The sequence below is a fragment of the Microvirga aerophila genome, from assembly GCF_003332305.1.
GTDB lineage: Bacteria > Pseudomonadota > Alphaproteobacteria > Rhizobiales > Beijerinckiaceae > Microvirga > Microvirga aerophila.
In genome coordinates, this window is record NZ_QOIO01000010.1 from 125,432 (window position 1) to 139,358 (window position 13,927).

The window sequence follows — 13,927 nt, forward strand, 5'->3', positions numbered from 1 at the left end:
TCACTCCGCCGCATGAGGCAGGGCATTGGGCGCGCTGCGGGATGGAAGCCTGGCACGGGCGCGCGTCCAGGCATCCTGAGCGGTGCCGAGGATACCGCGTGGCATCAGCAGGGTCACGAAGACGAAGAGACCACCGAGGGCAAAGAGCCAGAACTCCGGCAGGGCGCCGGTAAACCAGGTCTTGCCTGCATTGACCACCAGAGCGCCAAGGATTGCGCCCGCAAGGGTGCCCCGCCCGCCGACCGCAACCCAGATCACAACCTCGATGGAATTAGCCGGCGCAAACTCCCCGGGGTTGATGATGCCCACCTGCGGCACGTAGAGCGCGCCGGCCAAGCCCGCAAGCATGGCCGAGACTGTGAAGACAGCGAGCTTATAGTGTTCCACCCGGTAACCGAGGAAGCGCGTCCGGCTTTCCGCGTCCCTCACGGCCACCAGCACCTTCCCCAGCTTTGACGTGACGATCCAGCGGCACAGGAGATAGCCCGCTGCGAGCGCCACGGCCGACAGCACGAAGAGCACGATGCGAGTGGATTCCGACTGCAGCGGAAAGCCGAGGATTTCCTTAAAATCAGTCAGGCCGTTATTGCCCCCAAACCCCATATCGTTCCGAAAGAACGCAAGCATCAGGGCGAATGTCATGGCCTGGGTGATGATGGAAAGGTAAACACCCGTCACCCGCGACCGGAATGCGAACCACCCGAACACGAAGGCGAGCGCTCCCGGCACGAGCAGCACCATGATGGCCGCGTAGGGAAACCAATCGAAGCCATACCAGAACCAAGGTAGGTCCTTCCAGTTCAGGAACACCATGAAGTCAGGAAGGATGGGGTCCGCGTAAACGCCGCGTGGGCCGATCTGACGCATGAGATACATTCCCATGGCGTATCCCCCGAGGGCGAAGAAGGCTCCGTGCCCGAGGGAGAGGATTCCGCAGAAGCCCCAGATCAGATCGACGGACAGCGCCAGGAGGGCGAAGCTCAGGTACTTGCCCAGCAGCGGCACCAGATGGTCCGAGATATGCAGCGCAGAGCCTGGAGCCGTCATGACGTTCAGCACAGGCACCAGGACAGCCGCAAGGCCCAGGAGCGACAGGACGATCACGGCCTGCCGATCAAGCAAGGATTGGGTCTTCATGCTTCCACCGCCCTGCCTTTGAGCGCGAACAAACCGCGCGGCCGTCTTTGAATGAACAGGATGATCGCGATCAGAAGCACGATCTTGCCGAGCACGGCACCCGCGTAGGGTTCGAGCAGCTTGTTCGCCACGCCCAGCGTCATCGCGCCCACCAGGGTGCCCCAGAGATTGCCCACTCCGCCGAACACGACCACCATGAAGCTGTCGATGATGTAACTCTGACCGAGATTGGGGCTGACATTGTCGATCTGGGACAGAGCAACGCCCGCAATGCCTGCGACCCCCGATCCAAGACCGAACGCAAGAGCGTCGATCCGGTTGGTGCGAATGCCCATGGAGCCAGCCATGCGGCGGTTCTGTGTGACCGCCCGGACATACAGACCGAGGGAGGTGTAGCGCAGTACGAGAAGGAGCGTGACAAACACAGTAGCGGCGAAGACCACGATGGCGACTCGGTTATAGGTCAGGCTAAGGGAACCAACCTCGAGCGCGCCACTCATCCAGGCGGGCGTTCCAACCTCCCGGTTTGTTGGTCCGAAGATCGTGCGCACCGTCTGCTGGAGGATAAGGGACAGGCCCCAGGTCGCCAGCAGGGTTTCCAACGGGCGCCCATAGAGGAAGCGGATGACCGTGCGCTCGATGAGAACCCCGATCGAACCCGCAACCAGGAAGGCGAGCGGCAGGGCTATGAAAAGCGAAGCACCGAACATGCCTGGCGCGTAGGCACGAATGAGTTCCTGCACCACGAAGGTCGTGTAGGCCCCGATCATGACCATCTCGCCATGGGCCATGTTGATGACGCCCATGGTGCCGAACGTGATGGCAAGACCGATGGCGGCCAGCAACAGAACCGAGCCGAGCGAGATGCCGTACCAGACGTTCTGGGCAGCGTTCCAAAGCTCCAGGCGGGAGCGAATGGCCGCCGCCGCCTGGCTCGCAGCCTCGGCGACCTCCGGTGGCGCACCCGCCGGCAAAGTGGAAAGCAGCGCAACGGCTTCCTGATCGCCACGGCTCCGCAAGGATGCGATTGCAGCAAGCCGGTCGGTTGGGCTCACATCGGCTTGGTTGAGAAGAATGGCCGCCCGAGCGCTCTCGAGCGCCTGCTTCACGTCCGCATGGGTTTCCTTCGCAATTGCCTGCTGGAGGGTCGGCAACGCAGCGGCGTCTCGCGAGCGGAACACCGCACGAGCGGCATCCATACGCGCCCCGGCATCGGAGCTGAGGAGCGTCAGCCCGCCCATGGCGGCCTCGACCGCGCGCCGGACCCGGTTGTTGATCCGGACCGCTTTGAGGTTTTGCGGCGCAGGCCCGAAGGCTTGGCCCGTCACGGCGTTGAGGAGGTTGCCGGAGGGTTCGCGGATGAAAATCTGGCCATTGGCTGCCAGAAGTCGGCCGTCCCGCAAGGCTTCGACAACGCTCAACGACAGGGGGTGGCCGCTTCCGGCGACCGCTCCGAGAGCGGCTTCCGTGTCCGAATAGCTGTCAGCGGCAAATTTTGGCAGCGCATCTTCATAAGGACCGGCATAGGCGCAGGTCGCCATGCCGAGGAGCAGGACAAACGCCTGCAGGATGTTGCGCAAGCTGATCATTGAGAAAACTTTGAACTGGGAGAATGGTGAGGGCGGCGGATCCGCCGCCCTCAATTGAACGGAATGGATCAGGCGCCGCACTTCTTCGTGACGGTGTTGTAGTTGCCACACTTGAGGGTCTTCCAGTCCGCGATGAGATCCTTCGAGCCATCGAGGAATTTCGACCAAGCATCCCCCGGCACGACTCCGTCGGTGTTCCACACCACGTCGAACTGACCGTCGTCCTTGATCTCACCGATCAGAACGGGCTTGGTGATGTGGTGGTTTGCAAGCATCTCGGAGGTGCCACCGGTGAGATTCGGAACCTGGACGCCCACGATGGCGTCGATGACCTTGTCCGGATCCGTGCTTCTAGCCTTCTCGACCGCCTTCACCCACATATTGAAGCCAATGTAGTGAGCCTCCATGGGATCGTTGGTGACGCGCTTGTCGTTCTTGGTGAAAGCCTTCCACTTCTCGATGAAGGCCTTGTTTTCGGGACTCTCGACTGACTGGAAATAGTTCCAGGCTGCCAGATGGCCGACGAGAGGCTTGGTGTCGATGCCGGCAAGCTCTTCCTCACCCACCGAGAACGCCACGACCGGAATATCGGTCGCCTTTACGCCCTGGTTTGCGAGCTCCTTGTAGAACGGCACGTTGGCGTCGCCGTTGATGGTGGAGACAACCGCCGTCTTCTTGCCAGCCGAGCCGAACTTCTTGATGTCGGCCACGATCGTCTGCCAGTCGGAATGCCCGAACGGAGTGTAGTTGATCATGATGTCCTCGGACTTCACACCCTTGGACTTCAGGTAGGATTCGAGGATCTTGTTCGTGGTGCGTGGATAGACGTAGTCGGTGCCGGCCAGCACCCAGCGCTCTACCTTCTCTTCCTTGGCAAGGTAGTCGACCGCCGGGATCGCCTGCTGGTTGGGAGCAGCGCCGGTGTAGAACACATTCCGCTCGCTCTCCTCCCCTTCGTATTGCACTGGATAGAACAGGATGCTGTTCAACTCCTTGAAGACCGGCAGCACGGATTTGCGCGACACGGAGGTCCAAGCGCCGAACACGGCAGCGACCTTTTCTTGAGCAATGAGCTCACGAGCCTTCTCGGCGAAGAGCGGCCAGTTTGACGCCGGATCAACGACCACGGCCTCAAGCTTCTTGCCCAGGAGACCTCCCTTCTTGTTCTGCTCTTCGATGAGCATGAGCATGGCGTCCTTCAGCGTCGTCTCGCTGATTGCCATCGTGCCCGACAGGGAATGCAGAACACCGACCTTGATCGTCTCCTGCGCCGTCGCAGCCCCCGCCATGGCACTCGAAACAAGCGCGGCCGCAGCCAGCGCTTTCATGTTTCTCCGCGCCGCATCCAAAATCGCCATTAGGTTTCTCCGTTCCCCGCTGCTTCTCTTGCGCAGCCTGCCGACGGTTAGGCAAAAACCGTGCCAAACTGCGCATGGGACCGAGACCGGAGTGCGAGCGGCCGAGCAATTGGATCAAACGCAGGTGGGACTGCTTAGAAAAGAAGCGCGAGCCTAAAAAGAAGGCGCTCAGCGCACGCTGCTGTCAGGGCTCAGCCGGATTGCGATCCGGAGTTTCGAGAAATGGGGCCTAGACCGCAGGCAAATGCCTCTTGAGGCTCCACCTGCGCGTCAATTCAGCAAGCCTGCCGAGCATGTCTGTACGATACCATTTGCAAATTGGTTCGCTTTCATCTTATCTTCCGTTGCGACAGATCATTGATCTTCGCAACAAAATTCCATTGAACTCGGGACCAATAGCAATATTGGATCGCAACGGAAGTTTGAATGTTGGACACGGCGCCTCTGTCGGACAGTTCCAATCTGGCCCTCGGCCGCCTTCGGGCGCTGCTCGACGAGGGCTCGTTCGACGCGGGCCAAAGGCTTCCACCCGAGCGCGTTCTGGCTGCACAGATCGGGATCGGCCGACGCGCCCTGCGACGCGCTCTGGAAGTTCTCGAGGCCGAAGGGCGGATCTGGCGGCATCAGGGCAAGGGCACGTTCCTGGGACCGCGCCCCGTGCATTCCCCGACAGGCATTGAAGAATTGTCGAGCCGCACGAACCCGCTTGAGGTGATGGATGTGCGCCTCGAGATCGAGCCGGCGCTGGCGCGTCTCGCCGCTCTGCGGGCATCGAACGGCGACACGGAAAGGCTGCTCCGGATTGCCGACAAGATCGCCTCGAGCACCGATGCGGACGCGCTCGAATTGTGGGACGGCGCGCTTCATCGCGCCATTGCGGAGGCTGCAGGCAACACCTTGCTCCTCGCCATCTTCGACATGGTCGACCGGGTCCGCCAAGATGTGGGGTGGCAGGTTCTGCGCGAACGCGCGCGGTCCAGGGACCGCCAGTCAGCTTACGTGGAGCAGCACCGGCGCGTCATCGCGGCCATTGCCCAGCGCGAGGCACACGCCGCCGAGCAGGCGATGCGCGAACACCTTGAACTGGTGCGGGACGGCCTTCTCAAGGTCATGACCCGTCCGCCACTGAACGAGCAGAAACTTTCATCAGTAACCTTGCCCAACTCCAAGGATAAGCTTCGACATGGTACATGATGCACCGTTGCAGCACGTCACGGGGGCAAACGGCCCAGGCAAACTCATAGGTACGAGCGAGCAACCGCTTCTGGATTTACAAGGGTTGTCGATCCGCTTCGATGGCGCTCCCAAGGACGTGAATGTCGTCGACGATGTTTCGTTCTCGGTCGGCAAGGGCAAGACCCTCTGCCTCGTCGGCGAATCCGGCTGCGGCAAGAGTGTCACGGCTCTGGCCCTCATGGGTCTCCTGCCAACGCCGCCTGCGAGGATCGTGGCGGGCTCCGCCATGTTCGAGGGAAAGGATCTGCTGAGCCTCGATGAGCATGAGCGGGCCGACATGCGCGGCGACCGGATGGCGATGATCTTTCAGGAGCCGATGACCTCGCTCAATCCAGCCTTCACCATCGGCGACCAGATCGCCGAGGGGATCGTCCGGCACCGAAAGGTCTCGAAGGCCGAGGCCTGGGAGCGCGCGCTGGAAATGCTCAGAAAGGTGCGCATCCCCGCCCCCGAAAAGCGCCTGAAAGCCTATCCGCACGAGATGTCCGGCGGCATGCGTCAGCGCGTGATGATCGCCATGGCGCTCGCCAATGATCCGCAGCTCCTGATCGCCGACGAGCCGACGACCGCCCTCGACGTAACGATCCAGGCGCAAATTCTCACCCTCGTCCGTCGTCTCCAGGAGGAGACTGGGACCTCCATGATCATGATCACACACGATCTCGGCGTGGTGGCCGAAGTAGCCGACGAGGTGGCGGTCATGTACGCAGGCCGCGTGGTCGAGACAGGCCCAGTCGAAGCGATCTTCGAAGATCCGCAGCATCCCTATACAATTGGCCTCATGGGGTCCGTCCCGTCCCTCGGCCGCAGACAGGGCCGGTTGGCGACGATCCGCGGAAGCGTGCCGCCGCCGGAGCTGATGCCCAAGGGCTGCCGCTTCACGCCGCGCTGCCCGTTCTCGGACCAGCACTGCGCCAACGATCCTCCTCCGCTTGGCGAGATCGCGCCCGGCCACAGGGCGCGCTGCTGGTACGCCCCCCTCGAAGTCAAGCGTGGAGAAGCCGCATGAGCGCCGCTGCACCGCGCAACGACGTCATTCTCGAAGGCATCGACCTCAAGAAGCACTTCGGCGGCGGCGGATTGCTGTCGACACCCACAGTGGTGCGCGCCGTCGACGGCGTGTCTCTGGCCGTCCAACGCGGTGAGACCTTCGCGATCGTGGGAGAATCCGGCTGCGGGAAATCCACCCTCGGCCGCTTGCTCCTGCGCCTCATCGAGGCGACAAGCGGCGATGTGCGCTATGAGGGACAGTCTATCCTTTCCCTCAAGCCGAACGACGTGCGCCGCCTGCGGCGCGAGCTGCAGATCATCTTCCAGGACCCGTTCGCCTCCCTCAATCCGCGCATGAACGTGGGCGACATCGTCGGCGAACCGATCTGGCTTCACGGACTGGCCAAAGGGTCAGAGCGACGCGATCGCGTCGCCGAACTTTTGAATACAGTTGGTCTTAGGGCAGCGCACGCGGACCGCTACCCCCATGAATTCTCGGGTGGACAGCGCCAGCGCATTGGCATCGCCCGAGCTTTGGCGGGAGACCCGAAGCTGATCATCGGTGACGAGCCGGTTTCGGCCCTTGACGTGTCGATTCAGGCGCAGATCATCAACCTGCTCGAGGATCTCAAGGAGCGTTTCGGGCTCACCCTTGTAATCGTCGCGCACGATCTCGCGGTGATCCGGCACATGAGTGATCGGGTCGCTGTCATGTATCTCGGCCAGATCATGGAACTGAGCGAGACGGACGCGCTCTTCGACAATCCGCTCCATCCCTACACGCAGGCCTTGCTGGCAGCCATTCCGGTGCCGAGCCCTTCGAGCCGCCAGCCGAAGGTTCTGCTCCAGGGCGATATTCCGAGCCCGGCATCGCCTCCATCGGGGTGCCGCTTCCACACCCGCTGCCCCCATGCGAGGCCGGTCTGCAGCCAGCAGACCCCGGCGCTCGAAGCAACCCCTGAGGGTCGGCGTGTGGCGTGCCATTTCTGGCGCGAGATTCAGGGAGCCGGTGCGGGGTCCATCACCGCGCCCCCTCCAAGCCCAGCGCTCGCGAAGCGTCTGGAGCTCTACCGAACTTGGCGTGAACGACAGGATAACGCTGTCGCGCCGAGCCTATAGTCCAGAGGAAGTGGAGAACGAGAAAATGAAACGTCTGACTTTGATGGCCCTGGCCGCCGGTCTTCTGATGAGCACCGCCGTCTCTGCCCAGACCCTGAGGATCGGTCTGCAGGAAGATCCCGACGTGCTCGATCCGCATCGCGCCCGCACCTTTGTCGGACGCATCGTGTTCACGTCGCTGTGCGACAAGCTCGTCGACATCACGCCCGACCTGAAGTTCGTTCCCGAGCTTGCCACAGAATGGCAGTGGGCCGACGACGGGAAGACGCTGACCTTCAAGCTTCGCCCTGGAGTGAAGTTCCACGACGGCGAGCCCTTCAACGCGGCCGCCGTGAAGGCCAATATCGACCGGGCGCGCACCCTGCAGGACAGCCTGCGCAAGAGCGAGTTGACCTCGGTGGAAAGCGTCGAGGCCGTGGACGAACTGACGGTCGCCCTCAAGCTATCTCGCCCGGACGCGCCGCTGCTCTCCCAGCTTTCCGACCGCGCCGGCATGATGATGTCCCCGAAGGCTCTGGCCGCAGCCGACTTCGCACAGAAGCCGGTGTGCTCCGGGCCCTTCAAGTTCGTCGAGCGGGTGCAGAACGACCGGATCGTGCTGGAGCGCTTCAAGGAGCACTGGAACGCCAAGGAGTACAACTTCGACCGCGTCGTGTTCACGCCGATCCCCGATACGACCGTGCGCCTCGCTAATCTCCAGTCCGGCGATCTCGACATCCTGGAGCGCCTAGCGCCCAGCGATATCGCGGCCGTGAAGGGTGACGCGAAGCTGACCTTCGCACCCGTGACCGGCATCGGCTACCAGGGCTTGACGATCAACACGAACAACGGCGACCGGGCCAAGAGCCCGCTTGGCAGCGACAAGCGCGTGCGCCAGGCGTTCGAACTGTCCATCGACCGTGACGTCATCAACGAGGTCGTTGGCCAGGGGATCTTCATTCCGGCCGGACAGCCCTTCCCGCTGGCCAGCATCTACACCAACGAGAAGTACGCTCCGCGCAAGCGCAACGTCGAGAAGGCCAAGCAACTCCTGAAGGAGGCCGGCGTCGACCGAGTGAAGTTCGAGATCGCCTTCGGCAACAGCACGACCACGCAGCAGATCAACGAGATCATCCAAGCCATGGCGGCCGAGGCTGGCTTCGACATCTCCCTGCGTCCAACCGAGTTCGCTGCCCTCCAGAAAGAGGCGCAAGGAGGCAATTTCGACGTAAACCAGATCGGCTGGTCAGGCCGCGTCGATCCCGATGGCAACATCCACCAGTTCGTGACGTGCAAGGGCGGGCTCAACGACGGACGTTACTGCAACCCGGAGGTCGATCGTCTGCTGAACGAGGCTCGCATCACCAACGACGAAACCAAGCGCAAGCAGCTCTATGACTCCGCGCAAGCCATCCTGCAGGACGAGTTGCCGATTATCTACGTCTACTATCAGACCTGGCCCTTCGCTCACACCAAGAAGGTTCAGGGCTTCAAGGCCTATCCGGACGGCATGATCCGCCTGAAGGGCGTGAAGCTCGCCTCCTGACGACCTTTGATCCCTCGCGCGCCCGAAGCAACACCGGGCGCGCGCCGCTCTTCCTGTTACGCGGGTCACCGGCATTATGCTTCGCTACATCGGCCGACGCCTTCTGATCGCCATCCCGACACTCCTGATTGTGTCGGTGCTGGTCTTTGCCCTTCAGCAGCTTCTTCCGGGAGATCCGGTTCTCACCATGGCAGGTGAGGAGCGCGACCCAGCGGTGCTCGAGTTCCTGCGCGAGAAGTACCGCCTCAACGATCCCGTTCCCATTCAATACGTGGTTTGGCTCGGCGAGGTTCTGCGGGGCAACCTCGGCATTTCCCTGCGCACGGACATCCCAGTCCTCGAACTCGTGCTCAGCAAGCTGCCGGTCACCATCGAGCTCGCGATCCTAGCCATGATCGTGGCTCTTCTGATCGGCATCCCGGCCGGCATCATCTCTGCGGTCAAGAAGGGCACGACGGTCGACTATGCGGCCAATGTGGTGGCACTCTCTGGCCTGTCGATCCCCAATTTCTGGCTCGGTATCATGCTGATCATGCTGGTCTCGGTCCGCTGGCAGCTTCTGCCTGCATCGGGCTACGTGCCGCCGACCGAGGATCTTTGGCTCAACATCAAAACCATGATCATGCCGGCCATCGTCCTCGGTACAGGGCTTGCCGGCAGCCTGATGCGGCATACCCGGAGCGCGATGCTGGGTGTCCTGCGCTCGGATTATATCCGCACTGCCAAGGCGAAAGGCCTCCTGTCCCGGGCCGTTATTCTCAAGCACGCCCTGCGCAACGCGCTCATCCCGATTGTGACGCTGTCCACACTGCTTTTCGGTGAGCTGCTGGCAGGCGCGGTGCTCACCGAGCAGATTTTCACGATCCCCGGCTTTGGAAAACTCGTCGTGGACGCCGTGTTCAACCGTGACTACGCGGTGGTGCAAGGGGTCGTGCTCTGCACCGCTGTGGGCTTTATCGCCATGAACCTCCTCGCCGACGTGCTCTACGTCCTGGTCAACCCCCGCCTGAGGCATGCCGCATGACGCTCGCTCTTGCCGCCGAGGAAGTCGCGCTGCCGAAAAAGCGCAGCCGCGTCCTCTCCAAGTTCCTGAAGAACCGGAGCGCCGTGCTTGGCGGCGTGATCGTTCTGTTCTTCATTCTCGTCGCCATCGTGGCACCTCTCATTGCGCCGTACGATCCGATCAAGCCGAGCTTCACGACGATCCGGAAGGCGCCATCGGCATTATTCTGGTTCGGCACGGACGAACTCGGGCGGGACATGTTCTCGCGAATGGTCTGGGGGGCGCGGGCGTCCCTGATGGCAGGCATCGTGTCCGTGGCGATCGCCGTCGTGCTCGGCGTGCCCTTTGGCCTGATTGCCGGCTATTTCGGCGGCTGGACCGATGCGGTAATCTCTCGCGCTACGGAAGCAATGCTTGCGATCCCGTTCCTGATCCTCGCCATCGCGCTTGCAGCATTCCTGGGCCCCAGCCTGACGAACGCCATGATCGCCATTGGTCTCTCGGCCATGCCGATCTTTGTGCGGCTCACCCGCGCCCAGGTGCTCACCGTCAAGGCCGAGGACTATGTGGAAGGGGCGCGGGCCATCGGCCTGCCCGATTTCTGGATCATCATGCGCTACATCTTCCCGAACGTGCTTCCGCCCATCCTGGTCCAGAGCACCCTTACAATCGCCGCCGCCATCATCGCGGAGGCAAGCCTATCCTTCCTCGGCCTCGGCCAGCAGCCGCCGAACCCCTCCTGGGGCTCAATGCTGAACACCGCCAAGAACTTCATGGATCAGGCCCCGTGGATGTCGATCTTCCCCGGCACGGCGATTTTCCTGATCGTTCTCGGGTTCAATCTTCTTGGCGACGGCCTGCGCGACGCGCTCGACCCTCGCGAACAATAAACATCAACTGGGACCGAATTCATGTTCACCACACGGCCTGAAATCCTCGGCACCTTCGGTGTCGTCACCTCGACCCATTGGCTGGCATCCGCCGCCGGCATGGCGATGCTGGAACGCGGCGGCAACGCTTTTGACGCCTGCGTCGCCACCGGCTTCGTGCTGCAGGTTGTAGAACCGCATCTGGTTGGCCCGTCGGGCGAGGTCCCGGCAGTGTTCTACTCGGCCAAGACTCGCAAGATCGAAGTGCTCTGCGGCCAAGGCACCGCACCCAAGGGCGCGACGATCGAGCATTATCATGGCGAGGGCCTCAAGCTCATTCCGGGCAACGGCCTGCTGGCAACCGTCATCCCGGGCGCATTTGACGCCTGGATGCTGCTCCTGCGCGATCACGGCAGCATGTCCCTGCGGGACGTCCTCGAACCCGCCATCTACTACGCCGAGAACGGCCACCCTCTTCTGCCCCGCGTGGCGGACACCATCAAAGGGCTGAAGGAGTTTTTTGAAACGGAATGGCTGACATCGGCAGCCGTGTTCCTACCCGGTGGCGAAGCCCCCAAGCCGCGCCAGCTCTTTCGCAATCCGCAACTGGCTGAAACCTGGAAGCGCATTCTGCGTGAAGCAGAAGCGAAGGGCGGCAACCGCGAGGCGCAGATCGAAGCGGCGCGCAATGCCTTCTACAAGGGCTTCGTGGCCGAGGCGATCGATGATTTCGTGCGCAAGACGGAGGCCATGGACCAGAGCGGCGCACGCCATAAGGGCGTGCTCACAGGGGATGACATGGCCTCATGGTCGGCAAGCTACGACGCGCCGCAGACCTACGACTACCATAACTTCCGGGTGAACAAAATCAGGCCCTGGGGGCAGGGACCGGTCTTCCTTCAGACCCTCGCCCTCCTCAAGGACTTCGACCTTGCCGGCATGGGGCCGACAAGCGGCCTGTTCATCCACACGGTGGTCGAGGCCATGAAGCTCGCCTTCGCGGACCGCGAGGCCTATTACGGCGATCCGGATTTCGTGAAGGTGCCGATCGAGACGCTACTCTCCGATGCCTATAACGACGAGCGTCGCAAGCTGATCACGGACCAAGCCTCCCGTGAGCTGCGTCCCGGCCGCGTCGACGGTCACGAGCTTCAAGTGGAGCGCACCCTTAAGGCGCTTCGCGAACTTTCCACGACGGACCGCAAGGTCTCGGGCGGCGAGCCCACCCTTCAATCCATGCGCTCGGCCCGGCGCGGCGACACGGTGCATATCGATGTGGTCGATCGGTTTGGCAACATGATTGCCGCCATGCCGTCCGGTGGCTGGCTGCAATCGTCGCCGGTGATCCCGGAGCTGGGCTTCATGCTCAACTCCCGCGCCCAGATGTTCTGGCTGGAGCCCGGTTTGCCGGCGAGCCTGGAGCCCGGCAAGCGTCCTCGCACCACGCTCACGCCGACCCTCGCGGAAAAGGACGGCGAGCCCTACATGGTGTTTGGCTCGCCCGGCGGCGACCAGCAGGAGCAATGGCAGCTTCTCCTGTTCTTGCGCCATACTCATCACGGCCTGAACCTGCAGGAATCCATCGATCTGCCGATGGCCCACACGGCACATTTCCCGTCCTCCTTCTACCCGCGCGAGCAGAAGCCTGGCCACGTGATGGCGGAGGAAACCTTTGGCGCGGACGTGCTGGACGATCTGCGCACGCGCGGTCACGAGGTCGAAGTTGCGCCTGCATGGACGGTCGGCCGTCTCGTAGCGGCAAGTCGTGACAAGGATGGATTGCTGCATGGCGCAGCGACGCCTCGCCTGATGCAGGCCTACGCTATCGGACGCTGAGGGAGGTCCTCTCATGACATGGTCAATCCTCGCCCGAGATCCAGAGACCGGTGCCTTCGGTGTCGCGGTCACCACCAAATTCTTCGCCGTGGGAGCGCTCTGTCCCCACGGGGCCGCAAGGATCGGTGCATTGGCAACCCAAGCGCTCGTCAATCCACTTTACGGTACCGACGGGCTTCGGCTCCTGGCCGAGGGACGCAGCGCGGAGGAGATTGTCGCGGTTCTGACCGCCGGCGATCCAGGACGCGAGTCCCGCCAGCTCCACGTCATCGATCGGGACGGCCACACCGCCGCCCATACGGGGAGCGAGTGCATCGACTGGTGCGGCCACCTGACGGACAATGGCGTGTCCGTCGCCGGCAACATGTTGGCCGGTCCAACGGTGATCGAAGCGACTCTCGACACCTTCAAACGCCGGAACGATCTGCCGTTTGCCGACCGCCTGATCACGGCACTCGATGCCGGACAGACGGAGGGCGGCGACAAGCGCGGCAAGCAATCCGCCGCCATCAAGATCTGGCGGAGGGAGCCTTACCCGGTGCTGGATCTACGCGTCGACGATCATGCGGAACCGCTGGAAGAACTGCGGCGTCTCTACGGGGTGGCGCATGAGCGCTTCCTGGCCTTCATGGACGCTATGGCCACCCGCACCAACCCTGGAGGCATTACGGACCGCGCCTGGATCGACCAAAAGGCGCGCGAGTATCAAGATCGTGCTGCGAAGGTATCGGTCTGACAGACCGACAGGTAAGGCCGGATAGAACTTCATCCCATTCCAACTTTGCCAAAAAAAAATCCCGCGCCAGGATCAACCGGGCGCGGGAAGACAAACCTATAAGAACTGCCAGGATGGTGCGGGATCAATCCTCGTCCAGGCCATGTCCGCCCATAAGGATGTCGCGTTTGCCCGCATGGTTGGCGGGGCCCACGATGCCCTCTTTCTCCATGCGCTCCATTATGGAGGCAGCCCGGTTGTAGCCGATCTGCAGGCGGCGCTGGATGTAGGAGGTCGAGGCCTTCTTGTGCCGGAGCACCACCGCGACCGCCTGATCGTAGGCATCACCCGATCCGAGGCCGAGTTCGCCTTCGTCAAAGACGGGAGTATCCTCTGCCTCCTGATCCTCCTCGTCCTCCGCCGTGACAGCGTCGAGATAGACTGGCTTGCCCTGGCGCTTGAGGTGAGCGACCACCTTCTCGACCTCCTCGTCGGAGCAGAAGGGGCCGTGCACGCGGGTGATGCGCCCGCCGCCGGCCATGTACAGCAT

Annotated in this window: 12 protein-coding genes; 8 read left to right on the forward strand and 4 right to left on the reverse strand. The window is 62.6% G+C overall.

The window, feature by feature from the left end:
* From urtC to urtA, 3 genes are all read right to left on the reverse strand, one after another.
* Complete coding sequence (urtC, locus tag DRB19_RS07805) at nt 1–1,137, reverse strand: urea ABC transporter permease subunit UrtC (RefSeq protein WP_114185469.1); 1,137 nt, start codon at nt 1,135–1,137, stop codon at nt 1–3.
* Nucleotides 1,134–2,726: an urea ABC transporter permease subunit UrtB gene (gene urtB / locus DRB19_RS07810; protein WP_114185470.1), complete on the reverse strand. Its 1,593-nt coding sequence runs from the start codon at nt 2,724–2,726 to the stop codon at nt 1,134–1,136. Before urtB ends, urtC begins: the two co-directional genes overlap by 4 nt.
* A 68-nt stretch (nt 2,727–2,794) precedes the next feature.
* Nucleotides 2,795–4,054 (reverse strand): urea ABC transporter substrate-binding protein, encoded by a 1,260-nt coding sequence (gene urtA / locus DRB19_RS07815; protein ID WP_245439326.1) that lies wholly within the window; start codon nt 4,052–4,054, stop codon nt 2,795–2,797.
* Nucleotides 4,055–4,510: 456 nt separating this feature from the next.
* Here urtA and DRB19_RS07820 point away from each other — a divergent pair, with 456 nt between their 5' ends.
* The 8 genes from DRB19_RS07820 to DRB19_RS07855 all read left to right on the forward strand — a co-directional run bounded on the left by DRB19_RS07820 (nt 4,511) and on the right by DRB19_RS07855 (nt 13,398).
* The gene (locus tag DRB19_RS07820; protein ID WP_114185472.1) at nt 4,511–5,278 is read left to right on the forward strand and encodes a FadR/GntR family transcriptional regulator; all 768 of its coding nucleotides are present in this window, start codon (nt 4,511–4,513) and stop codon (nt 5,276–5,278) included.
* The gene (locus DRB19_RS07825) at nt 5,268–6,329 is read left to right on the forward strand and encodes an ABC transporter ATP-binding protein (protein WP_245439321.1); all 1,062 of its coding nucleotides are present in this window, start codon (nt 5,268–5,270) and stop codon (nt 6,327–6,329) included. The genes DRB19_RS07820 and DRB19_RS07825 overlap by 11 nt, the downstream gene beginning before the upstream one ends.
* Nucleotides 6,326–7,429 (forward strand): ABC transporter ATP-binding protein, encoded by a 1,104-nt coding sequence (locus DRB19_RS07830; RefSeq protein ID WP_114185473.1) that lies wholly within the window; start codon nt 6,326–6,328, stop codon nt 7,427–7,429. The genes DRB19_RS07825 and DRB19_RS07830 overlap by 4 nt, the downstream gene beginning before the upstream one ends.
* Nucleotides 7,430–7,454: 25 nt before the next feature.
* The gene (locus tag DRB19_RS07835; protein WP_114185474.1) at nt 7,455–8,954 is read left to right on the forward strand and encodes an ABC transporter substrate-binding protein; all 1,500 of its coding nucleotides are present in this window, start codon (nt 7,455–7,457) and stop codon (nt 8,952–8,954) included.
* Between the two features lie 76 nt (nt 8,955–9,030).
* On the forward strand, nt 9,031–9,978 hold the full coding sequence (locus DRB19_RS07840; RefSeq protein WP_114185475.1) for an ABC transporter permease: 948 nt from the start codon (nt 9,031–9,033) through the stop codon (nt 9,976–9,978).
* A complete protein-coding gene (locus DRB19_RS07845) occupies nt 9,975–10,847 on the forward strand; it encodes an ABC transporter permease (RefSeq protein WP_114185476.1) in 873 nt (290 codons plus the stop codon). The genes DRB19_RS07840 and DRB19_RS07845 overlap by 4 nt, the downstream gene beginning before the upstream one ends.
* Nucleotides 10,848–10,868: 21 nt before the next feature.
* The gene (locus DRB19_RS07850; RefSeq protein ID WP_114185477.1) at nt 10,869–12,662 is read left to right on the forward strand and encodes a gamma-glutamyltransferase family protein; all 1,794 of its coding nucleotides are present in this window, start codon (nt 10,869–10,871) and stop codon (nt 12,660–12,662) included.
* Nucleotides 12,663–12,675: 13 nt separating this feature from the next.
* Nucleotides 12,676–13,398 carry a DUF1028 domain-containing protein gene (locus tag DRB19_RS07855; RefSeq protein WP_114185478.1) on the forward strand — a complete coding sequence of 241 codons (723 nt, stop codon included), beginning with the start codon at nt 12,676–12,678 and terminating at the stop codon, nt 13,396–13,398.
* 124 nt (nt 13,399–13,522) lie between these two features.
* Here DRB19_RS07855 and DRB19_RS07860 read toward each other — a convergent pair.
* Nucleotides 13,523–13,927: DNA translocase FtsK (locus DRB19_RS07860; RefSeq protein ID WP_276330602.1), on the reverse strand; the 405-nt coding region annotated here is incomplete at its 5' end.